Annotated in this window: 17 protein-coding genes and 2 pseudogenes; 7 read left to right on the forward strand and 12 right to left on the reverse strand. The window is 69.7% G+C overall.

Translation table 11 applies throughout. From position 1 onward, the window contains the following. Positions 1-302: 302 nt before the first annotated feature. Positions 303-539, forward strand: a pseudogene (locus CP975_RS36495) (IS5/IS1182 family transposase); the annotation flags it as partial. An 887-nt stretch (positions 540-1426) separates the two neighbouring features. Here CP975_RS36495 and CP975_RS35325 read toward each other — a convergent pair. From CP975_RS35325 to CP975_RS00565, 6 genes are all read right to left on the reverse strand, one after another. Further along, positions 1427-2053 carry a hypothetical protein gene (locus tag CP975_RS35325; RefSeq protein ID WP_055528361.1) on the reverse strand — a complete coding sequence of 209 codons (627 nt, stop codon included), beginning with the start codon at positions 2051-2053 and terminating at the stop codon, positions 1427-1429. Positions 2054-2268: 215 nt separating this feature from the next. After that, positions 2269-5499, reverse strand: a complete 3231-nt coding sequence (locus CP975_RS00545; RefSeq protein ID WP_246201359.1) for a hypothetical protein — start codon at positions 5497-5499, stop codon at positions 2269-2271. Continuing rightward, positions 5492-5929 carry a hypothetical protein gene (locus tag CP975_RS00550; RefSeq protein WP_150476443.1) on the reverse strand — a complete coding sequence of 146 codons (438 nt, stop codon included), beginning with the start codon at positions 5927-5929 and terminating at the stop codon, positions 5492-5494. The genes CP975_RS00545 and CP975_RS00550 overlap by 8 nt, the downstream gene beginning before the upstream one ends. A 16-nt stretch (positions 5930-5945) precedes the next feature. Continuing rightward, a complete protein-coding gene (locus CP975_RS00555) occupies positions 5946-6332 on the reverse strand; it encodes a S1 family peptidase (RefSeq protein WP_167532650.1) in 387 nt (128 codons plus the stop codon). Beyond that, a complete protein-coding gene (locus CP975_RS00560) occupies positions 6329-6658 on the reverse strand; it encodes a CU044_2847 family protein (RefSeq protein WP_150476445.1) in 330 nt (109 codons plus the stop codon). The genes CP975_RS00555 and CP975_RS00560 overlap by 4 nt, the downstream gene beginning before the upstream one ends. A gap of 159 nt (positions 6659-6817) precedes the next feature. Beyond that, entirely contained in the window at positions 6818-7252 is a 435-nt protein-coding gene (locus CP975_RS00565) for a VOC family protein (RefSeq protein WP_055531854.1), read from the reverse strand. 161 nt (positions 7253-7413) lie between these two features. Here CP975_RS00565 and CP975_RS00570 point away from each other — a divergent pair, with 161 nt between their 5' ends. Both CP975_RS00570 and CP975_RS00580 read left to right on the forward strand, forming a co-directional pair. Continuing rightward, entirely contained in the window at positions 7414-7809 is a 396-nt protein-coding gene (locus CP975_RS00570) for a hypothetical protein (protein ID WP_055531852.1), read from the forward strand. Positions 7810-8398: 589 nt separating this feature from the next. Further along, a pseudogene (locus CP975_RS00580) lies at positions 8399-8542 on the forward strand (IS21-like element helper ATPase IstB); the annotation flags it as partial. On the opposite strand, the gene CP975_RS00585 reads toward CP975_RS00580, so the two are convergent. Further along, positions 8543-9145 (reverse strand): GNAT family N-acetyltransferase, encoded by a 603-nt coding sequence (locus CP975_RS00585; RefSeq protein ID WP_342787888.1) that lies wholly within the window; start codon positions 9143-9145, stop codon positions 8543-8545. Positions 9146-9947: 802 nt separating this feature from the next. On the opposite strand from CP975_RS00585, the gene CP975_RS36180 reads away from it, so the two are divergent. Continuing rightward, a complete protein-coding gene (locus tag CP975_RS36180) occupies positions 9948-10073 on the forward strand; it encodes a hypothetical protein (protein ID WP_281292814.1) in 126 nt (41 codons plus the stop codon). A gap of 22 nt (positions 10074-10095) precedes the next feature. Here CP975_RS36180 and CP975_RS00590 read toward each other — a convergent pair whose 3' ends face one another. The 4 genes from CP975_RS00590 to CP975_RS00605 form a co-directional block, all read right to left on the reverse strand. Then, a complete protein-coding gene (locus CP975_RS00590) occupies positions 10096-10713 on the reverse strand; it encodes an HIT family protein (protein ID WP_342788010.1) in 618 nt (205 codons plus the stop codon). A 279-nt stretch (positions 10714-10992) separates the two neighbouring features. Then, entirely contained in the window at positions 10993-13668 is a 2676-nt protein-coding gene (locus CP975_RS00595) for a phospholipase D-like domain-containing protein (RefSeq protein ID WP_055531845.1), read from the reverse strand. After that, a complete protein-coding gene (locus tag CP975_RS00600; protein ID WP_055531843.1) occupies positions 13665-15380 on the reverse strand; it encodes a hypothetical protein in 1716 nt (571 codons plus the stop codon). Before CP975_RS00600 ends, CP975_RS00595 begins: the two co-directional genes overlap by 4 nt. A gap of 191 nt (positions 15381-15571) precedes the next feature. Continuing rightward, complete coding sequence (locus tag CP975_RS00605; protein WP_055531841.1) at positions 15572-16363, reverse strand: SDR family oxidoreductase; 792 nt, start codon at positions 16361-16363, stop codon at positions 15572-15574. Between the two features lie 236 nt (positions 16364-16599). Here CP975_RS00605 and CP975_RS00610 point away from each other — a divergent pair, with 236 nt between their 5' ends. Beyond that, positions 16600-17535: a helix-turn-helix transcriptional regulator gene (locus tag CP975_RS00610; RefSeq protein WP_150476447.1), complete on the forward strand. Its 936-nt coding sequence runs from the start codon at positions 16600-16602 to the stop codon at positions 17533-17535. On the opposite strand, the gene CP975_RS00615 is transcribed toward CP975_RS00610, so the two are convergent. After that, complete coding sequence (locus CP975_RS00615; protein ID WP_150476448.1) at positions 17433-18836, reverse strand: M20/M25/M40 family metallo-hydrolase; 1404 nt, start codon at positions 18834-18836, stop codon at positions 17433-17435. The genes CP975_RS00610 and CP975_RS00615 overlap by 103 nt on opposite strands. A 322-nt stretch (positions 18837-19158) precedes the next feature. Here CP975_RS00615 and CP975_RS36310 point away from each other — a divergent pair, with 322 nt between their 5' ends. Continuing rightward, complete coding sequence (locus CP975_RS36310; RefSeq protein ID WP_055531839.1) at positions 19159-19830, forward strand: hypothetical protein; 672 nt, start codon at positions 19159-19161, stop codon at positions 19828-19830. Positions 19831-20030: 200 nt separating this feature from the next. After that, positions 20031-22634 carry a protein kinase domain-containing protein gene (locus CP975_RS00625; protein ID WP_150476449.1) on the forward strand — a complete coding sequence of 868 codons (2604 nt, stop codon included), beginning with the start codon at positions 20031-20033 and terminating at the stop codon, positions 22632-22634. Positions 22635-22669 lie beyond the last annotated feature (35 nt).

The raw sequence follows: 22669 nt of genomic DNA on the forward strand, positions 1-22669 counted from the left end.
GAAGAGCCCCCTGGGAGACGGATTGGAGCGGGGCGTGCAGCACGGTCTATAAAAAGCAGAGTTCATCGACATTTAGCAGTTGGAATTCGCTCTGACACTTGGAGGGGGCATGTCGGCATGCGGAGCGGCGGCCGGCCTGGTGTGTTGTTGGTACCCCTAGGTCGTGGCGGTCTTGGAGCGTCTTGTCCCGGACGGGCTGTGGGAGTTGTTCCAGTGGGTGGTGCCGGTGGTGGCGTGGGCAGATTCCCGAGGCGTTCGGTCCGTCGTAGTTGACGGTGTACCGGCGTTTCACCGCGTGGAGCCGGACTCGGGTGTGGGCCAAGCTCCATGCGGACAAGGGCTGCGACTACGACCACCTGCGTCAATGGCTCCGAACTCGCCATATCGTGCCGCGCATTGCCCGCAGAGGCATCCAGTCCTCGGCCCGCCCGGGACGGCACCGGCGGGCGGTCGAACGGACTGTGAGCCGGCTGGGCGGATTCCGCCGCTTGCACCGGCGCTACGAATACAAGCCCGAGCCCTTCCTCGCCTTCGCCGCTCCCACCCGGCAGAGACCACTCGCGGGTGAATCCACATCGTCCAGCAAGATGGACTGCCAGGATACGAACGGAAGCCATGGTCTTGAAGACCTCGTCCACTGGCGCGGCGAACTCGTAGACCTCGTCGAAGCCGCCCGCCACGCAGATGCGTCAGCCACCGCCCTCGTGGACCGCGCCGCGATCGCAGCCGTACTGGAGAAAGCCGCCTCTGGCCAGGTGGGACCGGCGTAGGCCCGAGCCAAAACGGTAGGACAAGCTAAGAGCGCCGGACAGGAGCTTGGCCGACGGCGCCGTGCCGTCGCCACCGAGCGGGGGTTCTGTTGCAGGGCCGCGACCAGAGTGAGCCGGACTCCCCGTGCTCAAGCGTGCGTCAGTGCGCTGGCCTTGCACCGGTCCAACGCGTACGCCCTGTAGCAGTACCGCCTCGCGACGCCTAAGGTCTGTCCTAGAGGCCGGTGCCCGTGCTGAGGACGCCGCACGGTGGCCGTGCCTCGCGGCTCCCAAACCCTGGGCTGCGTACGGGACAGCACGGCTCAAGACCGCCGGAGCTCTCTGATCCTTCGCAGCGAACCCAGAGGGTCCCGGCATTCCGTCCTCCCCGCCCGTGCCTGGAGCGGCTCCCGCGTGCTCCGGCGAAGGCAGCAGGGAGGGCAACCGGCGCGGGGAGCAGTGGAGGGGAGCCATCACCCTCGCGTCGCGCGGCCGCCGCCGGTCGCCGACAACCGGCGGCGGCCGCCCACTCACCACCGCACGACCATGCCGCTCCTCCCGACAACGACAGAGCGCCCGGCCGGAGTCTCCCGGCCGAGCGCTTGCCTGCACCGTTCATCACGCCTCGGCCCGGAAGTCACCGGGCCGCAGGCCTATCACCTCACCTGACCGACCGATCAGCAGGGGAGGGTGGACTTGCCGGCCGCGCCGGTAGCACCGGTGGTGCCATCGGCATTGAACGTGGCCGCGGTTCCGTTGCCGCCGGGCTTACCGGGGCACACCGGGCTCGCGGCGCCGCCGACGCCACCGGCTCCGCCCTTGTGGCCGCCACCGACGATGGAGGCACCGCCGTTACCGCCCTTGCCGCCGGCGATCCCTGTACCGGCATCGCCCACGCCGCCTACGCCGCCCTTGCCGCCGGTGCCACCGAGCTTGGCCGCCCCGCCGAAACCGCCTGCGCCGCCGTTGCCGTTGGCGCCGCCCGCACCGCCCGCGCCGCCGGCGCCTCCGGTGCTCGCACTGCCGTCGCCGTTGCCGCCGGCGCCTCCGGTGCCGCCGTTGCCGTTGGCTCCGGCCGCGCCACCGGTACCGCCGAGGCCGCCGACACCGCCGTTGCTCCCCACGCCGTTGACGCCGTTCGCTCCGGGCAGTCCGAGAATGCCGAGGCTGGTGGCCGTACGGGTGCTGCCCGTCTCGGCCCGGGCCGTCGCAGAAGCCAGGGTGGGAGTGAAGGCCAGGCCGGCCGCGGCGATCGCGGCGATCAGGACCGTTCGCGGAACGAGGGTGGTGCGCGTGGTGCGCATGAGGTACGCCTTCCATGGTGCCCAGCTGGAGAAGTTCTCCGGCTGACAAATCATCAGCCTAGCCAGGAAGGGCACCCACCGCACTCTCCAGAGTGATCAAATGTCTTGAAATAGAGATATTAACTAAACTTTGGCCGTAAGTTCCTAATTTTGGCTCCGAGAATCGGCTGCGGCAGCACAGCTTCCATGAAGACAGCGTGCGGCTCCCGACCGCGTTACGCGTGGTCGAGCGATCGGCGGGGCGCGGGGGCGCCCCGCGCGGGGAACGCCGACGCCGTCATCCGCTGGTGTTCCTGGGCGAACGCGGGGTCGGCGCTGTAGGCGGCGTTCCCGCGGATCGGCGTGGGCAGTGGGCGTTCTTCGCTCCGGCCGAAGGCGATGGGGTCCCGCAACTGGACGTCGACTTCGGGGCCTTCGCCCGCTCCTGCGGGGAACACCGGGCCGCCGATGGGATCGGTAGCCCGCCACAGGTTGCGCCAGCTGTGCACGTCTCGGTGCAGGGCCCGCAGCTCCCGGTGCCCGAAGAATGCCGGGAACAGCCGTCCGTAGAGGCGCTCCAGAGGTGAGCCGTAGGTGAGCAGCCGCACTCGGCGGCGTACGGACGGGGAGAGCTGCCAGATGGCGGCGGCCGCGAGCACGCTGCCCTGGGAGTGGGCCGACACCAGGACCCGGCCGCCCGTCGTCCGGCACCACGTCGACATCCGCCAGGTGAGATCGGGTACGGCCCGCTCCGAGTAGCTGAGCCGCGCGAACGGATGGGCGGCGCAGGGCCAGAAAGCGCCAAGGCCCCACACGATGCCCAGCAGCCCGTGGGACGTGGGCGCACGGGAGGCCCGGCGGCCGGAGTTGAGGAAGACGACGACTCCGAGGGCGATCAGCCAGGACCCGATCCCCTTCAGCGCCTGGCCCAACTCCCCCAGGAACTGCGGCAGTCCCGTCCCGGAGTCGCCCGGCGGGGCGCCCGTGACGAAGGCGCCCGCCAGGGTGGCCGCACTCAGCAGCAGGACGGCCGTGGCGACGGCGCTCAACATCATGGGGATCGAGTCGGTGATACAGGCACGCGCACGGGCGGCGGCGATCCGGCGCGCGCGCAGCATGTCGTAGGAATCGCCCGGATAATCGCCCTGTGCGAAGACGCGCAACCGCCTTTCGTTTCTTCGGAGTTGGATGTGCGTCACGCCGACGAGAGCCAACAGCACGATGAGCAGCACGGGGATGGCGGACACCTGCCAGGTCATCGCGGGAGGGGGCCCGGCGATGGCGCCGCGTGTCGTGCCCGGCTCGCCGTGGTTGCCGAGCCAGTCCGCGAGCCCCTGCACGGCACCGGCGGCCATCATGTTGTAGAGCGAGAAGGCGAGCGTCACGGCGGTCGCCGGGGCGAGGCCCCGCAACAGGATGCGCGGGGCGGAAGCCCTGCGGAACAGCACCGTCCCGGCTACGGCGAGCGCCACCACCATCGCGCCTTGCACCAACAGCAGTCCGCTGTAGATGACTTCCGTGCCCGGCAGCGGTCCCGCCGACCTCCATCCGGGTCGGGACCACATGGCGTACGGGAGGCAGAGCACGACGAGGGCGGCCGAGCCGCTGGAGACGGCTCGGGTGAACGCTCGGTCCAGTCGGCGGTCGATCCGATTCTCAGAGCGGCCCCGACGACAGATTGTCCACACCGCGGTCAGCCCGAGGCAGGCGATGAGTACGCTCAGCAGCCAGCCGCACACGTCCAGGGCTGCCGGTCCGCCGGCCTGCCGGTCGTAGCTGCTCGGCGCCGCGACGAGCAGTACGGCGACGGTGCACAGCCCGGCGGCGGTGTGCGTCGAGTTGAGCCGGGCCAGAAGGCGCCTGCCGTACCAGAATCCCGGCATCGAGAGCGCAGGCCGAAGCTCCCCATCCTCCTCGGGGGCGCTTTGATGAGGCAGCAAGTCCTGGGACTCGTACGCGTTCCATGTCTGCCGGGACAACCGCCACAGCAGGCCGATGAACGCGCACGGCAGCAGCGATGCCACGGCGAGACGGCGGCCCGGCTGCCCCCACCAGCCGGACTCCGCCGAGAGGAAACCCAGCCAGAAGCTCTGCTCACGCGTGCATGCGGCCCGGCCCGCGCACTGCCAGGCGACGAGATCCATGGAGAGTGCGCACGCAGCCGTCACCACCATGACGGTCAGGCTGAGCGCCGCAAGTCTGACCAGCACGGCGTGCAGTCTGATGGTGCGCCGGTGACCACGGGCGGGTGGGCGCATCCAGTGGGCGAGGTTCACGAGCATGAAGGGGAGCAGCAGGAACCACAGCACCCGACCGGGCCGGCCCGGCGCGAGCGGCCCCCAGCTGTATGTCTCGGGCACAGTTCGCCCCTGGTAGTCCTGTGGCCGCGACTCCGCGTCCACGTCGGCGGCCCTGCGGTGCAGCGCCGCTGTCTCGTCGCCGGCGATCTGCACGACGCGCGGGTCGGCGAGTGTCCGCTCGGGCGTCGCGCCTTCGATGCCGTGGACGAGGCGTTCGAGGACGAGATCGAAACTCGCGTGGCGCTCCGGGGCGGAAGGACGTGGCGTGGTGGCCAGGGCGGCGCGGGCCCGGTCCGAGCGATCCCGGGCCGAGCGGGCCCGGTCCGTAGTCTCCTGCGTGTGCGCGAGGGCCTTGCGCACCGCTTTGGCCTGCGGATGCCGAAGCCCCAGTGTGGTCGACGCCCGCTGGGCCGCCACCGCGAGGACGTCGATGAGCCGTTCCATGCCGGTCACGTCGCCGTCCAGCGCTGCGGTTTCGTGGCGGGCCGAGGCCATCAGGACCAGGGCCTGGAGGGACCGGGGATGGTCGTCCCCCAGGCGGTTCATCTGCTGGAGGCACAGCTCTTCGAGGTCGTGGGCCAGTTGCCGGACGCGGTCGTCGTCCTCTGCGCGGCCCGCGGCCAGGAAGAGAACGGAGGTGGTGCGCAGGAGCGTGTCGAGGCGGGGCCCGGACTCCGGTAGCGAGCGGCCCAGTTCGTTCCCCTGCCGGGCGTGCGACTCGGCGGCCCGCCACCTGCCCTGCTCGGCGGCGCACAAGGAGAGGTTCGTGTGGGTGTGCGCCTTCTCGACCGGGGTGTCCGCGGCGTCCAGCGCCGACTCCAACGCGGTCAGGGCGTGGTCGAGGCAGGCGCCTCCCTCGTCGATGAGGGCCGCGGCGAGCCGGTTGTGCACCACGCACCGGTATTGCCGCTCGACGCGTGACGCGTCGATCCACTCCGCGGCCACGTCCAGCGCCGCGGCTAGCTCGTCGGCCAGGTCCAGCTCGCGCAACAGCGTGACCAGATAGGCGAATTGCTGTGCGTCGTCGGGGGTGCGCAGAAGCGTCCGGTCGTCGGCGAGCGTCGTGAGGCGGGCCCGCAGCGCGTCCAGCGATCCGGGCTCGCCCCGCACCGCCCGCTCGGCGTCGGCGATCCACTGCTCCCACCCCGGGGTGGTGTGCTCAGTCATCCGAAGCCCCGCCCAGCCACTGGGCGTCCAGCACACGAGACGCCCTCTCACGGCTCCGCGCGGCTTCCTCCGGCGTGATGAGGCCGTCCTCGAGCAACTGCCGGACCTTCTTCAAGTACCCGTCGATGTCCACGGCCGGTGGGTTCGGGTGCGGCTCGGCCGGGGGTCTCGGGCCGGGCACGAGCATGGGCTTCCCGGCCGCCACCTCGCGCAGATGAGCGATGTCGAAGTACGGGAACCGCTCGGCCGCGTGCTGTACGGATGCCGCGAACACCACGTTCGTGTCCCGGGAGCCGTCCGCGCGGCTGAGCTCCTGCTCCATGAGGATGCCCACGACGGGCCACTCGCCCGGTTCCGCGTCGGCGGGGACGGCGTGGACCGGGCTTCCGGAGTAGCCCCCGAAGTCGTGCACCAACTGGTCGACGGTCATCTGTAGCCCCGTGAACTCACCGTGCGCGTCGCTGCGATGAGTGATCGGCGCGTGGGTGACCCGCCCGCTCAGCGCGGTCTTCGTATCCGGCGGCCGGTAGGTGCCGAGCCACGCCCCGTCGCGGACGGTCGGTGGGCGGGGCGGGCGGGAGGTCGTACGCGTGGGCGTCGAGGACAGCGACGAGCGCGAGGTCCGACTCCTCGATCCGGTCGCACAGTCGTCCCGGGACCCGCTTTCCGTCCGGAAGGTGCAGATCCAGGCGAACGTCGTCGCCGGAGGCTCCCGACACGACGTGCAGCGCGGTCAGGACGAAGCTCCGCGTGAGCAGGAACCCGGCACCCAGATGCGACTCACCCTCGTGAATCCGCACCCAGTACGCGTCCGCGCACGACTCCGCGTTCACGGCGCGCCGTCGGCCCGTTCGACCGTGAGTGTCACCTCGAGAGACGCCTCCGCCGAGGCCTTCGAGAGGATGACGCCCGCCTCGGCGGCGAGCGTCAGGCCGAAGGTGACCTGCACGCTGCTCACCGACCAGCCGTGCCGCTCGGGCACCTCGGCCAGAGAGTCCTGGGCTAGGACCGTCGCCTGCTGAATGGCCTCCCGCACCTCGTCGGCCCGCTCGGCGAGCGGGGCCGAGCGGCGCGTCCTGGTGCTGATCTGACGCGAGCCGTGCCCATCGGTCTCGACCGTCTCGATCCGTACGAGCGAAGGGGCATCCTGATCAGCCATGGCCGCTCCCGCTCCCCCGCCGAGTCGTCCCCGTCGCGGGCCAGCGTAGACCCCAAGAACTGGGCGATGGGTGGGAACGGGAGGTTCCTGTCCGACCTACGCCACCGGGCGTAGCGCCCATCGGCCGCCACTCGGCCGCCGGGACGCGGCCGCGGGCCCTCAGTCGAGGCAGAACTCGTTGCCCTCCACGTCCTGCATCACGATGCAGGACTCCTCGACGCCGTCGGCAGGCAGCAGTCGCACGCGCACCGCGCCGAGCGCGACCAGCCGTGCGCACTCGGCCTCCAATACGGCAAGACGCTCTTCACCCACGAGCCCGGCGCCGGCCCGCACATCGAGATGCACCCGGTTCTTGACGACCTTGCCTTCGGGGACACGCTGGAAGAACAGTCGCGGCCCGACCCCCGAGGGGTCGACGCACGCGAATGCCGAACCCCGACGCTCCGCCGGGAGCGAGCGGTCGAACTCGTCCCAGGAAGCGAACCCCGCCGGCGGCGGCGGTACGACGTACCCCAACGCCTCGCACCAGAAGCGGGCGACGCGCTCGGGTTCCGCGCAGTCGAAGGTGACTTGGAACTGCTTGATCGATGGCATCGGCCCACCATAGTGGCGCGCGTCGTTCCGTCAGAGGCGGTGCCGCGTTTCGTGCCGCTTACGTCTGGAACAACTCTGCCGAGCAGGGCATCCTGGCCTTGGGCCAACGCTTCTCCTGAGCGCCTCGACTGGGTGGCCTACGGGGTCCTGAGGGCCGCCCCGTGACGCGGCTCGGGAGCTGCGGCGGGATCCCGCGGACGGCGATGCTGGGTCCCGATCTGCCGCGCCACCCGCCGGTGGGGACCGCGGCGCGGGAGGGGTTCGTACGCAGCGCTCTCGCTCTCGCCCTGCATGTGCGGGCGCCCAGCTGGAACGCCTCGCCCGAGGGTTGGGCCGCCACCCTCGTCACCGACCTCGCCTACGGCGACGAGACGTTGGAGACGGCGGTCAAGGTGGGCAAGTACATCCAGGAGACCGACCGGAATCCCGGAGTCGGGCCCGGGCCCGGCTCGCCGTCGGACTGGGCAGCGCGCTTGGGCGGCGCACGCGGAGTGGCGCAGCGCATGGGTCAGTTCGTGCTGAGCGCCCTCTTCCTCCCGTTCGTCTTGGGGATGTAGGTCCGCCGAACCGGAGTCCACCGATAGGTTCCGGTACGTAGTCTGCCGATGATCATGTCGATCTTCTCCAGGGACATACCGTCCACGATTTCCACTGCGGCCCCAGGCGTCATCGCACCCTTGTTGGCGTAGATACGCCCGTAAGCCATCAGGGACAACTGCGGGTTGAACTGCTGCCGATACGGTCCTTCCAGCGCCAGGTTCTTCCTGCCGCGTTCCCGGAGGCTCAATCACCTGGGCCCTTTGCCCTGCGACCGGATTCATCGGCCTCCTTGGCAGGTCGTTACTCCTGCGACTACTACGGGCTCTCCGTCGCCATAGGGCTCGCGCCCCCTAGGCGATCCAGTGGTACATCTTCGCTGTACGTATCGAGCGCGACTTGCGCCGCCCACTCATTCCCCTGGCCGCCTCGCTGGGAGGAGCTCTACGCCATGGAGGTTGCCTCAGCCTCCAACCGCGACCAAAGCATGGCGTGACGTCGACTTCAGGCGTCGTTTCGACGGGTGTCTCTCGCGCCGCTGGGATTTGGGCTTCAAGCAATCAAGCCTGAGCCGTATCGCGCGGGTCTTGCGGCACCTCGGCCCAAGACCTTACGGATCCACGGCTCTGCGCGGCCATCGTGGACCGACTGACATCCGGCGGCAACATCATCGAGACCGGCACCGACTCCTACCGGCTGGCCGCCACCCGCGCCCGCGCCGCACAGATAACGGCGGCCGCGGATGCGGGTTGACTAAACCGCGGGGCGGTCGCAATATCCTTGCGCCCGCCCCCGCTGGCCTATCGCAGGGAAATATTGAGCTTCTCGCCGACGGTTCGGTAGCCGATCCGGGAGTAGATCCTTTCGATACCCGGATCGCCCGGCTCCAGCCACACTATTCCGGCAGCCTCGCTCCAGGACTGCAGCGGTCAGGTAGGCGGAGAGCATCGCGCCGATACCGCGCCGCCGGGAGCTCTCGGCGACCGCGAGGCCGGCCAACTCGCTCAAGCCGTCCACCGGCGATGAGCAGGCGCCCGCGCCGACCGCGGTGCCGTCGCCGGAGCTGGCCAGAGCGACCACACCGCCGCCCGAGATGGTGTCGCGCAGCCAGGCGGTCTCACCCTTTGTCGGCTCACCCGGCTGTCCGTATCCGGCATGCTGCACTACCGCGACGGCAAGGAGCCCGGCGTCGTCGGTCGGCTCTGTGATCTGGACGTCGGCCGCCGCTCTGGGGGTGATGAGTGTTTCAGCTGAGCAGGCCATGACCGCGGCGCGGTTCTCGGCCGTGAACCCCGCCGCGAGCAGGGTTGGTTCGACCTGTGGCGCGCAGGTGGGCAGGTATTCCAGACGCGGCACCCGATCGAGCGTGCGAAACGTGCTGATGAGGGCATGAGGGCGCTGATATCGCTCGCGGTCGGTGCGGCCCCGTCATCCGGGATCGCATAGTTGGCGAAGAGGCTCGGCCAGTTCTGGTCATAGCGCACCACGAACGGGCCGCTCCGCACATGGCCGTCGGAACGCAGGGCGCGCGTGCGCGCATGATTTTGGACGTCGAAGTCCATAGGAAGATCCCTCTGAAGACATGTAAAGACTCGGACATGCCGCCGATATCACCCGGACCTGGCTCCAGCTCTGTGAGTCCTTGCAGTCAGCGGTGATCTTGGCATGTCCGCTGCCCCTGGACAAGCGACTGAACGTAGGCGTCCCCACTGTTGTTCGGACGGGCGAACATTCGGGCCCCTGTTGGGCAGCGAGCCTGATGCCGTGTGTCGGTGTCGGAACGTGCTGACACGCCCATCTGGCACGCTCCCCACAGCAGCGCGGTCCAGATCCCGAACAACAGTATCCAAGTCAAGGACAGCACTGAGTGGCTGAGGTGAGGTGGAACGGAGCCCCAGCGCCACGGGCGCGGCCGGCCGCTACCAGGGCCGGGCCCACTCCCCCGGCTGCGCGCACCGGCGCTCTGATGGCGGGGTCGACCACCACGGCGAGAGTCGTCGAGGTGGAAGCTCACCGAGTTGTGCGAACGTAGCCCCGCACTGGCCACAACCACCGACTACGCCCCGCGTCTGGCGACGGCTGCCTGGACGGACAGCAAGAACTCCGTACTCTGGCCGGCGGCATCCGTCGCGAACGGGCAGCAGCCGTTCTCGCGGCCTTGAACAACACCCCCAGCTCCGGAGCGGTCGAGGGCAACGTCACCCGCATCGAACTACCGAAGAGACAGATGTGCGGCCGGGCCAACTGCGACCTCCTGCGGCGCCGCCTCCTGCTCTCACCGTGATCCACCAGTCGGCACCCCCAGATCAGCGGTAGGGCCAGGTTCCGTGACCTGGTTGCTGAGCGTTCGGGTGCCCATGAAGTTGTGCTCGGAGAGAGTGGGCTATTTGGTCTGCCTGGTCAGCCGTTACCTGCTCCTGCTCTGGTCGCCGAAGCAGCTCGAAGATGCCCGGCCCACGATGCTCCGGTTGCAGATCTGCCATGCGCGGAACGATGTGGAAGTGCACGTGCGTGAAGCCTTCGGCTTCGGCGAATTGGACGACGTAGGTCTTGGTGCAACCAGTGATGCTCCGGAGAGCCCGGGAGAGCTTGACCTGCCACATTCCTAGGGCGGAGGCCTCAGCGTCGGTGAGGTCATGAACTGCGGCGACGTGGCGTCGAGGCAGCAGAACCAGCCAGCCGGGCACTGCGGTGTTGAGGGCATGGGCCACTCGCCAGTGCTGGTCACATACCACGCACTCGCGTGGTGGTAGGTCGTCGAACTCTGCTTCCTTGCTGCATGTGTAGCACTCGGGAGTCGTCATGAAATGGGATAGTAGAACTGCTTCTCCGGAAACACCTGCTGGCCTCAGCCAGTTTGTGGCTGAGGTCCGGTGAGGCGATTCGGGAGGGGACGCCTGTACCGCGTATGCAGGCGGTTCCATGAGGTCGATGTCGCAGCCGAGGCCTGCTGCGGCGCCTGGACCGGTATGCCGAGGGCCGCGGGCCCGACCCGTCCGCCTGTGTGCTGGGCTCCCAGACACGGCGGTGAGCTGTTCGAACACGCCGTCCTGTTGCCACTTGGCGAAGTAGCCGTACGTCGTGGCCCAAGGGCGAGATCGTGTCGCAGGTGTCGCCAGGGATGCCGGTGCGGTCCACGTACAGGATCGCGTCCATGAATCTGTCGCAGATCCACTCAGCTTGAACCAACACGTCGTTCGACATCAGGGCGTCGTCGCGTATTCGGAGGGGAAAAGGTCGGCCAGGACGCCGCCTGCCGTACAGAGCTCCTCAAGGGCCCTCCGGGTTAAGGGCTGAGTCGACTCGGCCAGCGCACCGCCCACGCCCGGCAGGTATGCGATTGTCTCGTCGGTCACGAACGAGAGGCGCCAACCACCCTCGACGGCTCTCAGGACGACTCCATCGCAACGGCGATAGTGCTGTGCGGCGACGACCAGGCGGGGCACGCGCGCGTCAACGAACGGGGTGGTTATGCCGCGGACATCGAGCCGGAGCCGGATGGCCACCGTTTGGTCCGGCGATGCTGCCAGCCTCAACTCATCCAGGCCGAACTCTTCAGCCGTGCGAGCGCACCAAAGGTCGTCGTCGATGAAGTCGACGGCGCCGAGGAGCTGATCGACGGCCATGTCGCAGGTGACGGTTTGACGGGTTACATCGGTTAGGTAACGGCTTGTGGCCTCGGTCGGATCGAGCAGACCGTGGGCGAGTGCCGCCGATAGGACCGGTTTGCTGGCGACGATGCGTTCGCGCCGGTCTCTGCCGGGCTGTACCAGCAGCCAGCACAGAGCCGCGACGGTTTCCGGCAGGCAAGTGGGCAGCCGGTCGAGTACTTGCGTTCGGGTGGGCTCGTCGAGCTGGTCGAGCCAGCCGTCACCCTGGCCGGTCCCTACGAACGGCCGCAGCCACAGTTGCCATATCTCGTCCAGATCGTCCTCGGTAAGTTCGCCCCGCTCCGGGTGGCGGGCTTGGTCAAGGCGGAGGCAGGCGAGGGTAAGAGCCATCACGGAGAAGTTCACAGCAGGGGCGAATGGATCGACCCATACGAGGCGCGGATCGGTTTGCGCGGCGGCCCAGCGACGCAGGAGGTTCCGGGCGCGCGTCCTGATCCGCGTGGACGGCTTCCAAGGCCGGGGCGGCCTGTGCTCCCCTTGGGCAGGTTGCTCGTGCGTACGGTCGAGGAGCTGTGCGAGCAGGGAATGCGGATGCGCGCCGGCGGTGGCCGGGGTAGAGGCGCGGAGCGCATCGATCAGTTCGATGAGCGGTTCGGCGCCTCCTAGAGTGTGGCGCCGCCACACGCGGTTGTAGATGCTCGCCCGGGGGTCGCATGCGAACTGTTCGCGTTCGAGGCGCTCCCACAGGTCGTCATCCGTCTGTTCACTGTGCTCGCCCCGGGCCTCCGCCGCGGTGCTGGTGGTCGTGGCCAGTTCGCTGACGTCCATGGCGAGGTTGCGGTGCAGCCGGACGAGAGCCCGGCCGAGAGGTGTGTCCAATTCCGCACCGTGGAGTTCGGGGGGAATGTCGCCGCCAGAGCGGGTCGAGCCCTTGATGAGCGTGGCGGCGAGGGCGGCCGGATCGTCGACAATGACGCGGTTCGACAGGACTTGCTTGTCGGCGTCGAGGAGTTGGACAAGTCGGCCCTCCAGCGGCCCGACGGTTAGGACACGGCCTTTGTCATCAGCGGTGAGGGCCTGATGGCATGTGAGGTCGTCGAGGAGCCAGTCGTCGCTCCAGGCCGGCTCGGTCGTGATCTCGATCCGGCCATCGGGATGCGCGCTGGCGGCCACGAGCTGCACCGCGGGGAGCGCCGGCTCCGGTCGGGCACGGAAACTGAGGTACGTCAGCGTTTGGAGACGGTGTTCCCGAACCGTCGTGCCGGGTGGTGTGAATGCGGCCCGAACTTCGTCGGTTCCCAACGGGGCGAGGACGGCGAGTTCGATGTTGCCCTGAGCGGCGTGGGTCAGCCTGAGCGCGGCGCTTGAGAGGTTCGCCGAGCCGGACAGCAGCCACGCTCGCGGTCCCGCCAGGATGCCTATGAGCTTGGCGTGGACGAACTGATCTGGCTCATAGGCGGCCACGTCCACGCCAGCGCCGCTTGTGGCGAGTCGCTCGGCGAGTCGCTCGCCGTTGACGCTGGTAGATCCGGTGACGAAGAGCTTCACCCTTTCCGGCTTCAGCATGTCGAGCAAGGTGCCGACTGCGACGGCATCGGCGTCGTAGAAGGGAGCAGCCAGCCATAACTCGTTCACGCGAGTTCCCGACTCCGTGACAACGGTTGCAAGCTGGTCGGCGATGGGGGTGTCAAGGTTGTGCAGCAGGGGCGATGGCACGTGCTGGGTAACCACGGCCGTGGACGGGATCTGGCCTTCGAGATGCTGGAAGCGTGCGGCGAGCGTGGTGTCACCGACTATGCCGACGAGGCGCCGCATCCATGACCGCCACGCGGCGATGGCGGCGTCGCCGACCAGGGTGCCCGACCTGAAGGTGGTGAACGCCTCGCGGCCGTCGTCCAGACCGCCGGCCGACAGGTTCCCGGAACCGACCAGCAGTGTGGCCCTGCCATCGGCAACCGCCAGATAGGACTTGGGGTGGAATGCCCCGCTGATCCGGACACCGCGCAGGAGCCAACGGCGGTTCACCGGTGCGAGCGTGTCGGCGCGCTGAGCGGGTATGCGGCCGAGGCTGGTGCTGAGACGCCGGTGGTCAGCCAGCACAGCGATGTTGAGCGGCGGTTCGCCGAGCCGGGCGAGGAGGAACTCGTTGAACAGCGCGAGATCCATGGTGTACGTCGTGGCCCATAGCGCCTGCGCGCCGCCGTTGAAGAGTTCGACGATGGGCTGGACTGTACGAGTCATCGGACCGCTCTCGGGAGTGTCCGTCATCCGAGGGCCTCTTCGACGAATCTCATGCCCCGTGCGGTCAGTGCTGCCGGACGTCTATCGTCGTCGGTCTCAGTCCACAAGCCGAGGTCCCAAGTGAGAGATGCCAGGGGCGCATTGCGGACAGCGGCCAGCGGAAACCGCTCCACTCCATGGTCGTAGAAGTGCAGCAGGCCGTCCTCCCAACGGAAGCGGAAGGTGCGCTCTGGCAGCTTCGAGTACGCGATGCGCTCATGGACGGGGATGACGAACCGCGACACCAGCCACCACAACGTGTCCGCCACGGTGGGGCTATCGGCCAGGTGCGTACGCAGGGCCGCGGTGACGTCTGCGATCGAGGGCTGCCATCCCGACCTGATGTCGGCAGCCTTCTGCCAGCCGTCTCCAGCGCGGCCTTCCATCCGGCGGACCAGCTCAAGCAAGACCACAAGACCGGAGGAGGCGGTATCGAGCTGGCTGGTGAGCCGTCGCAGATCGTCCAGCGGTGCGGTTGCCACATCCACGAGGATGCCGTCGGCATCCGGTACGGCGAGCGTGCCAGCCGCGAGCTGGGCGGCGACGGCCGTGGTCGAAGAGGTGGGGCGAAGGTCCGGTTGCCCGGCTGCCAGACCTGCAGCGACCCCGCGCACCTCATCCCAGGTGAGGCCGCGGCCGAGTTCGCCGGTTCGGATCAGGCCGGCTCGGCAGAACTCGACCCAAACCGAGCAGAGCGCCTCCTGCCAGACGTCTTTGGCTATCAGTGCCGCCCACTGGCCCGCTACCACAGCATGGGCATCGCCACGGGGCGCTGGCGGCGACCACAACCCGTCGCGGTACGCAGTCTCCGAGGCGACAACGCTCGGGTCAGCATCCAGGAGCGAGAGGTAGTGACCGACGCTGAGGCACCGCTGCCGCACTCCCGCCTCCGCGAAGACCTCCCCGATAGCTTCCGGTCCGTCACCCACACCCTGTAGTGCGCTGTTCTCGTCGCCCCCTGGGGAGCGTGCTTCGATGGTCGGGGCGTCCGTGCAGAACAGCGCGGCGTGGACGGCAGCACGCTCTTCGGGCAGCTCTCTCAGACGGCACAAGCAGGCGGCATGGGCGTACTCATCGAGTACATCGGCAGGCAGGTCATCGGTCGTCCACATGACACGCTGGTAGTACGCGGTGTGCTCCACAGCGGACTTGAACGCGCTGGCGGGCCGCCGGGCCCGGTCGGTGTCGTGGAGCACGTCGATAGGGATGGGCCGACCGCCAAGCAGCGTCCCAGCTCTGGCTACGATGCCGAACTCCGCCATCGGCGAGCGATAGTACAACCCGTAACCGCCAAAGGCACTCGCCACTGATTCGCCCCGTTCATAGGGGCCCGGCCCCCTCGCCAGTCCGCTCAGCCTGCGGGCTCCCACCGGGCTCGATCCGCAGCCCCGGGGGCATCGCAGCACGGCGAGGCCGAACTCCCATTCGCGACGCTTGATGAACGCCGACAGCGCATTTCCGTCGGCCGCCAAGTGACGGTCCCGGTACTCAGCGAGCAGGAAGGCATGAAAGGAGAAGTAGCGGGCCCGCCGGGTCAGCTCCAGGATCCCAGGCAGCAGAACCGGCATCAATCGGTCCTGCGTGGTCGTCTGGAGCCCGAGCGGGTCCCGGCCTTCTTTGAGCTTCAGCGAGGCCTCGATCCAGGCCGGTGCAGGCACTCTCGTCCCGTCTGCCGCCCACCCTTCAGTCTGCACGGCCACCTGTTCTCGCCTCCCCTGTGCCGACCAGGCTTCCCGTAGAACTCCCGTAGCCAGCCGTGCACGACCAAGAACTAGAGTTCTAGGGAACCGCCACAGCGCTGGTGGACAGGGCACGGCACGCCGTTGGCCGGTAGTCCGTCGCTACCTCACCCAGGTATAGCAGCCACTCGGGGGCCCGGCGGGGCCCCTAACTACGCTTCCCGCGTGGGCAGCACGGAGATCTGGGACAGGTTGATGTGTCGCGGGCGCTCGACGGCAAAGGCGATCAGCTCGGCGACGTCGCTCCCCGAGGGGATGCCCTCGATGGAGGCCACGGCCTCTTGGACGGCGGCGCTGATGGCCGGTTCGTCGATGTGGTCGCGCAGCTCGGTGCCGACGGTGCCGGGTTCGATGTTCGTCACGCGTACGTCGGCGGGGCTGAGCTGGGCCCGCAGATTGCGGGAGAGGTGGCTGAAAGCGGCCTTGGAGGCGGCGTACCCGGCGAAGCCGGGCAGGACGGACTGGGCGGCCGCGGAGGAGATGTTGACCAGGTCCGCGTGGCCCCGCTCGGCCGCTGCCGCGAGCAGGTCCGGGACGAATGTCTCCACGACGGCGAACGCGCCGGTGACGTTCACGTCGATCATCCTCCGCCAGTTGGCGCCCGCCGACCCGTCCAGGAGGTCGGGCAGGGCGAGGCCGGCGTTGTTGACGACGAGGTCGACGCGGCCGAGGCGGGCGTGGATGTCGGCGGCGGCCGCGGTGAGCGAGGCGGGGTCGGTCACGTCGGTGGGCAGGGCGAGGGCGGTGCCGCCGGCCGCCTCGATGTGGGCCACGTGCTCTTCCAGGCGATCGGCGCGCCGGGCCAGCAGGGCGACGTGCGCACCCTGGGCGGCCAGTTTGCGGGCTGTCGCCTCGCCGATGCCGCTGGAGGCTCCGGTCACGACGGCGATCCGGCCGGTGAGGGGGCGGGCGAGGGAGGCGGTCTGCTCGGTGGTGATGGTCATGGTGGTCTCCCAGGGTGCGTGTACGGACCGCGTTGGGTGCGAGGTCCTTTGGTGTCTTGTGCATGAGGCCACCTGCATGAGGCCTCATGACGGTGCGGGTCCCCGCGATCTCTTGCGGGCCCCGCGGTGGCTCGCGGTGTCTTGCGGTAGTGACTCTGCGGGAGATCCGCTCCCCTACCCAGGGCTCGGCTCGACCCTGGGTCTGGCAGAACCACCCTGTGACGGACACTTGACCCATGGACTTCCGCACTGAGCTCTCCGCGTTCCTCCGCTCCCGCCGCGCCCGGCTGGGGCCGGAGGACCTCGGCGTACGCCCGTTCAGTGGCCGCCGACGTGTTCCTGGCCTGCGGCGTGAAGAGCTGGCGGACCTGGCGGGGGTGAGCGTCGACTACTACATACGGCTCGAGCAGGGCCGCACCCACAATGTCTCCGACCATGTCCTGGACGCCGTCGCCAGGGCCTTGCGCCTGGACGAAGCCGAACGCGCGCACCTGGGCCACCTCACCCGCGCCCTGCGCCATCCGGCTTCGACACCTCCCGTCCCGCAACCGGTCAGGACGGGTGTGCGGGTCCTGCTCACGGCGCTCGGCGAGGTGCCCGCGTACGTGCTGGGCCGCCGACTGGACATCCTGGCGTCCAATGAGGCGGCCCGAGCGCTGTTCACCGACTTCGAGGCCCTGCCGTCCGGGCAGCGCAACGCGGCCTGGCTGATCTTCCTCGACCCGGCCGTGCGCGGCTTGTACCCGGACCGGGAGGCGTGGGAGGAGAGCGCGCGCGGCACCGTCGCGGCCCTGCGCTTGGACCTGGGCCGGTACCCCTGTGATGACCGGCTGTGCGATCTGCTCGGCGAACTGTCGGTGCGCAGCGAGGACTTCCGCGCCCTGTGGGCCGAGCACCATGTGGGCGAGCACGCCTACGGCATCGAGCGGCTGCGTCACCCCACGGCTGGTGAGCTGACCCTGCGCCGCGAGACGCTGCGCCTGCCCGGCGAGGGCGACCAGTGTCTGGTCACGTACGCGGCCGAACAGGACACTCCGTCCCACTCGGCCCTCGCCGGCCTCGGGGCGCCTCAGCGTTGCGGCGTGGGGAACGCGACGGGGCTGCGCAGGCCGGAGCGGCCGACCGCGCGTACGCCGAAGAAGACGTTGTCCTTGGACAGGTCGACGGTGTGACGGGTGGCGTCGCCGACGTCGATCACATGGGTCCAGTCGGGGTCGGTCGTCTCGCGCCACACGACTTCGTATCCGGCGAGGTCGGCCTCGGTGCCGCGCTCCCACACCAGCTCGGTCTCGTTGGTCAGCGCGGCGGTGAGGATCTTCGCGCCGCGCGGGGTGCCGGGGGCCTGGGCGAGGCTCCACAGGGCGGCGGCATTGACGCGGGCGACGCGGGCGATGAACGGGAAGTCGCAGAACTCCGGCAGGTCCCCGTACTGCTTGCCGTCCACCACGCGGACGTCCTGGTGCTGGTGGGCGAAGTCCTCGGCGGGCTCGGTGAACCGGGCTGCGGGGTAGGCGCGTTCGAGGAAGGGGATGTGGTCTCCGCCGCGCAGGTAGCGGTCGCGGCGGTAGACGACGCGCACCCGCATCCCCGTCGCGTCGTTCGCGGCCACATCCTCTACGAAGCGGGCGAGCTGGCGTGCCGGCGAGTCGTTCTCGCCGCCTACCGAACGTCTGACGGCGGCCTCCTCAGGTGTTTCTGACGAGGGGACGCCCTCCGCGAAGAGGCGGATCGTCCGCGGGTCGCGGGTGCCGTCGTCGGCGGTGGAGCTGCCGACGATGTCATTGGTGAACATCCCCTGGACATCGGCCTTGCGCTGCTTGAACTGCTCCGCCATGTGCGCCGCGCCGAACAGCCCCTGCTCCTCGCCCGCGACGGCCGCGAACACGAGCGTCGCGCCGATGCGCCGGGTCGCCATGACGCGCGCGAGCTCCATGACGAGCGCGACCCCGGAGGCGTCGTCGTCGGCTCCGGGCGCATCGCTCGTGAAGTCCATGACGTCACTGGCGCGCGAGTCGTAGTGCCCGGAGACGACATACAAGCGGTCGGGGGAGGCCGAACCGCGCAGTGTGGCCACGACGTTGGTGATCCGCGTCGGAGTGGGGATGCGCGGACCCGGTTCCTGGACGTACGACTGGAGCTCGACGGTCATCCGCCCGCCCGAGCGTCGCGCGTGGCGCCGCAGCTCGGCGAGGATCCAGTCGCGGGCGGCGCCGATGCCACGTACGGGGTCGTCCTGCGAAGACAGTGTGTGCCGGGTTCCGAACGCGGCGAGCCGCCGCACCGTCGCCTCGATGCGCCGATGGTCGATCTCCCGCAGGATCGCGCGCAGTTCGCGCGTCGGTTCCTGGGCCGTGGGCCGCCCGCCGTCACGCGCGGTGGCGGGGGCCGTCTGCATACCGACGGCCCCGGCCGTGGTGGCGGCCGCGGCTGCGGTCAGGACGGTACGCCGGGAAGTGCCCGTCTGCTGCGACATGCGCCCCATCGTCATGGACACTCCAACTCCCCGCAAGGGTGCGGGGGGTCGTTGCACTGGCCGGACACGGCAGGCAGGTCAACGACCTGGACGGCGGGGGGCGGCGGAACAGGACCGGCCCCCAGGCCTGACACACACCCGTGAGGTGATCTACGGGACACCGTTACGTAACCTATGAGTGGACGCAATAGCGGGTGATTTACCTTTATTACGCATTCGCGGGATGGCAGAGAGCAAGAGTCCGTACCGCGTATATCCACTGAGCCGGTGGGTTCGCGCTGCGCGCGAGCACCACCGCATCACAAAGGGGAGCACCACCGTTATGCGCACCGCCACTCACAGCCGCAGCACCCTGCGTACCGCCACCGTCTCGGTCATCGCGGGTACGGCCCTGTTGGCTCCGGCCGCAGCGGCCCTGGCGAGTTCGCCCTCGCCCGAGCGGCCCGCCGCCGTGCAGCACGCCGCGGCCGCCGCGAAGGCCACGAAGATCGACATCGGAGCCGGCGTCGTCATCACCGTCAAGGACGGTAGCCACCCGTACTACAACGGCAAGCTCCTCAAGCCTGGGCAGACCGTCAATGACGGCATCTACGTGCACCTGAGCGCCGACGGCAAGCGTCTGTACAGCAAGACGCAGGGAGGCGGCACGCCGTACGCGATCTGGGATGTCAAGACCGGCAAGATGCTCGGCACCCAGAAGACCAGCCCCACCGCGAAGGCGAAGGCCTCGCTGAGCGCCAAGCCGTCCGCGACTTCGGTGAAGGCCTGGCAGGAACTGCGCGTCAGCGGCAAGGCGACGGGTGTCAAGGCGGGCAGCAAGGTGAACTTGCAGCAGAAGCAGCGCGGCACGTGGAAGACGCTGCCCGCCAGCGCGACCGTGAACAAGTCCGGCGCGTACTCCATGCGCGTCAAGCTCGGCCTGAAGGGCAAGAACGATCTTCGTGTGGCGAGCGGTGCCACGCTGTCGCCGGTCTTCAACGTCACTGTGCGCTAAACAGCGTCTTCCCCACGCCTGACCGCGGACCACGGGGTCCAGATCCCGCCCCCTTGGAGCCGCGGGGGTCAACTGCCGGATCCGAGGCCGAATCCGCCCGTCCTCACCATCAGGAGCGGGGCTCCACCGCCGCTGTCCCCATGGCGCGCGTAGCGCGGATGTTCCATGGTCCGGGGTAACGTGACGCCGATGGACGGCAGTTGACCGGGGTACGGGGGGCGGGGCGGATGATCGGCCAGTTGCGGGATACGTCACCTCGGCGGCTCGGTCCCTATGTGACGCTGGCCCGCCTCGGGGCGGGCGGGATGGGTGAGGTCTTCCTCGCGCGCCCCGGTGACAACGACGCGTTCGGCCCCGGTGACCTCGTCGCCGTCAAGGCCATCCGCAACGAACTGGCGACGGACGACGTCTTCCGGCGGCGTTTCCGGCGCGAGGCGGAGGTCGCGGCCTGCGTCGACAGCCCCTTCGTGGCCCGGCTCGTGGCAAGCGAGGCCGAGGGGGAAGTGCCGTGGCTGGCCACGGAGTACGTCGCCGGGCCCACCCTCTCCGAGGCCGTGCGCCGGCACGGTCCGCTGCCCATGGGTGCCGTCGCCGCGCTCGGAGCGGGCGTGGCCCAGGCGCTGACCGTGGTGCATGAGGCGGGCGCCCTGCACCGTGACCTCAAGCCGGGCAACGTACTGCTCGGCCAGGACGGCCCCAAGCTGATCGACTTCGGCGTGGCCCGGGTCCAGGACGCCACGACCATGACCCAGTCGGGCCTGCTCGTCGGCACCCCGGGCTTCATGTCACCGGAGCATGTGGCGGGCGGCAGGCATGTGGTGGCGGCATCGGACGTCTTCTGCCTGGCATCGGTGCTCACTTACGCGGTGACAGGGCGGGACCCTTTCGGGGACGGGCCCATGGCCGCCGTCCTGTACCGGGTGTCGCGGGCCGAGGCCGACCTCGCCTCTGTTCCGGGCGAGTTGAGGGACATCCTCGCGGCGTGCCTGGCGCGGGACCCGGCCGGGCGGCCCGGCGCGACAGAGGTCGCCGAACGGCTCGTACGGCTGCGGGACGCGGCGACGAACGCCGAGTGGCCGGACGCGGTACGGGCGACCGTCGACGAGGCGCGGCGGGATGTGGAGCAACTGTGCGCTTCGGGCCGGGCGTTGCTGCCGGTCCCGCGCTGGCCGGAGCCGGAGGCCGGGCAGCGTCCGGCCACCGCTCAGGGCGGCCCGGCGACAGTGCCGGGGCATCCGGTCACCGCACCCGGCCACCCCGCCGGCGCTCCAGGGCTGCCCGTCGGCGTCGGCTTGCATCAACTGCCGACGATGAGCGGCTCGCCCCCGCCGGCCACGGCCCGCCCCCGCCATCGCACGCCACGCGTGCTGCTCGCCACCATCGCCGTCGCTGTGGTGGCGGGCGCGCTGGGCGGGGCGCTCGCCGTATGGGGGCCCTGGTCGGAAAAGTCCGGCGGCGAAAGCCCGGAGGCCGCACGGCCCGGTGGCTCGGCCGTGCCGGGCAAGGTGGATCCGGGGCCCACCGACCCGGCAGCCGTGGAGAAACTGATCGCGCGGGCCGGGGTCGACGCGGAGGGCACGGCCGACCGGTCCGGGGTGGTGGACCAGGTCGCCGCCCAGCGGCCCAAGGGGTGGAAGGCGTGGCGGGGCGCTCTGAGCCACTCCCCCATGAGCTGCGCCGCCGACACCCGTGCCATCGTCTGCCTGCTGACCAACGGCACATACGAGGCGCTGAGCGCGGTCGACGGGAAACGGCTGTGGAAGTCCGGCAAGGTCGACCCTGAAGGCGGTGTCGACGAGGCGTACATCGGCCCGAGCGGCGCCTACTTCAGACCCGGCGACGTACTCGAACCGCAGGTGCGCGGCGGCAGGGCGGTCATCGCCCACGAAGGCGTGCTCCAGGTCCGCGACTCCACGACCGGTGACGTCATTTGGGACGCGCCTGCCCCGGAGGGCGCGGGCGCGTTCACGCTGCGTCCGCTCATGGACGACGACACGCTCCTGGTCACCGCGGAGGATTCGTACGTGAACGAGGGGGCGATCGCCTCCCTGCACGCCTACGACCTCGACGGTGGCCGCCCTCTGTGGGACGAGGAGATCGGCACCCCGCTGACGGCCAAGGCCGACATCAACCGCTACCAGATGCGGGCCCTGCGCGACGGAGTCGTGTACGCCGACGAGAAGGACAGCCTGGCAGCGTACGACGCACGGACCGGCGAGGAACTCGGGCGGTCGGAGAACGGCTGCGGGGCGGTGCTCGTCGGCGAGGACGTGCTGTGCACGACGTCCGCCGACGACGCGTCCGAGAGCGACGCTCCCTCGCCGCGCGTGAAGTTGCTGCAACTGAAGGCCCGCACCTTCAAGCAGGCGGGAGAGCCTCTCTTCTACCCGGCGCCCGAGGGGTACGGACCGGCCGCGGGCCCGACGGCCGTGAGCCGCGCCCTCGTGGTCTCCGTGGACCCCGGCAAGAACAGCGTCCAGGTCAATGACAGGGGGAACGGAAGAGTGCTGCGTTCCGCGAAGCTGCCGAAGGGGAACGTGCCGGCCTCGTCGCCGCTGATGCTCGGCGATCGTGCCGTCTACGCGGACAGCGGCGCGCTGTACACGCTGCCGCTCGGCGCCGGTACCGGGAAGGTGACGCGCCATCCCGTGCCCGGAGCGCCGGGCGACCGCCCCGAGCCCCCGCCGAACGTCAACGGCACCGTCATCTCCGAGATGCTGCGTGCGCCGACCGTCCTGGCCCTCGGCGGCGTCGCCCACATCGTCTACGACGAGGGCAGGATCTCGTCGGTGGAACTGCCGTAGCGGACCGGGCCGAACCGGTCACCGCCCTGTACGTG

Source organism: Streptomyces alboniger (genome assembly GCF_008704395.1).
Classification (GTDB): domain Bacteria; phylum Actinomycetota; class Actinomycetes; order Streptomycetales; family Streptomycetaceae; genus Streptomyces; species Streptomyces alboniger.

What these genes read in the sequence shown, in the direction of transcription:
- CP975_RS00610 (WP_150476447.1), top strand. Translation starts at nt 16,600, where the DNA reads ATGGACTTCCGCACTGAGCTCTCCGCGTTCCTCCGCTCCCGCCGCGCC.
- CP975_RS00560 (WP_150476445.1), bottom strand. Translation starts at nt 6,658, where the DNA reads ATGGCTGATCAGGATGCCCCTTCGCTCGTACGGATCGAGACGGTCGAG.
- CP975_RS00550 (WP_150476443.1), bottom strand. Translation starts at nt 5,929, where the DNA reads ATGACCGTCGACCAGTTGGTGCACGACTTCGGGGGCTACTCCGGAAGC.
- CP975_RS00605 (WP_055531841.1), bottom strand. Translation starts at nt 16,363, where the DNA reads ATGACCATCACCACCGAGCAGACCGCCTCCCTCGCCCGCCCCCTCACC.
- CP975_RS00565 (WP_055531854.1), bottom strand. Translation starts at nt 7,252, where the DNA reads ATGCCATCGATCAAGCAGTTCCAAGTCACCTTCGACTGCGCGGAACCC.
- CP975_RS00590 (WP_342788010.1), bottom strand. Translation starts at nt 10,713, where the DNA reads ATGGAACCGCCTGCATACGCGGTACAGGCGTCCCCTCCCGAATCGCCT.
- CP975_RS36310 (WP_055531839.1), top strand. Translation starts at nt 19,159, where the DNA reads ATGCGCACCGCCACTCACAGCCGCAGCACCCTGCGTACCGCCACCGTC.
- CP975_RS35325 (WP_055528361.1), bottom strand. Translation starts at nt 2,053, where the DNA reads ATGCGCACCACGCGCACCACCCTCGTTCCGCGAACGGTCCTGATCGCC.
- CP975_RS00615 (WP_150476448.1), bottom strand. Translation starts at nt 18,836, where the DNA reads ATGTCGCAGCAGACGGGCACTTCCCGGCGTACCGTCCTGACCGCAGCC.
- CP975_RS00545 (WP_246201359.1), bottom strand. Translation starts at nt 5,499, where the DNA reads ATGACTGAGCACACCACCCCGGGGTGGGAGCAGTGGATCGCCGACGCC.
- CP975_RS00595 (WP_055531845.1), bottom strand. Translation starts at nt 13,668, where the DNA reads ATGACGGACACTCCCGAGAGCGGTCCGATGACTCGTACAGTCCAGCCC.